The organism is Mesorhizobium sp. M7A.F.Ca.ET.027.02.1.1, from assembly GCF_004022985.1.
Lineage (GTDB): Bacteria > Pseudomonadota > Alphaproteobacteria > Rhizobiales > Rhizobiaceae > Mesorhizobium.
Genome location: NZ_RZOL01000875.1, coordinates 1 through 707, shown reverse-complemented (window position 1 = coordinate 707; position 707 = coordinate 1). Strand labels below are relative to the sequence as shown.

At 61.4% G+C, this 707-nt stretch carries 1 protein-coding gene; it reads right to left on the bottom strand.

Annotated features, from left to right (window positions below):
* A partial coding sequence (locus tag EN749_RS36735) for an MFS transporter (protein ID WP_128365098.1) occupies positions 1-516 on the bottom strand: 516 nt, incomplete at its 3' end.
* Between the last annotated feature and the right edge of the window lie 191 nt (positions 517-707).

Sequence of the window (707 nt, the reverse complement as noted above, 5' to 3'; positions counted from 1 at the left end):
GTGGACAAGAAACACCCATTGCCAGCTCGAGACCGCGACGATGCCGCCGCCGATGATGGGGCCGAAGCCGAGGCCGGTGCCGAAGATGACGCCCCACCAGCCCCATGCGACGGCGCGTTCGCGCCCTTCCCGGAATTCATGCGACAGCACGGCAAGCTGGCAGATCAGCATCGCACCGCCGCTCAGGCCCTGCAGAAACCGGGCGACGATGAGCGTGGAGACGCTTTCGGCGACGCCGCAGATCAGGGATGTCAGGCCGAAGGCGGCGATGGCGACCAGAAAGACACGCTTGCGCCCGTAACGATCGGCGATCGTGCCGACCGCCATCAGCACCGTCGTGACCGCGATCGTATAGGCGTTCATCACCCATTGCAGTTGCTTGAAGTCGGCGTGCAGCACCTGCTCCAGTGTCGGCAGGATCGCGGGAACGCTTGAAATCTCCAGGCCGAACATCAGGCACGCCAGGCAGGCGGCAAACAGAACAATGATGCCTCGGCGGGTCACTACAGTGGGCATGGTTCAACCTCGTATTGTCGGCAGTCGGCGAATCCATTGCAGCTCGCCCGGTGCGCGTATGCCCCAGGGTAGGCGAGGCTTGATCATATTAGAATTGCATGGTTGGCTATTTCAGAGACAACAAGTGCGGATAGCTGACATGACGCTGGACGTAGACGCTGTGAAAACATTCGTCGCCATCGCCGATCTTC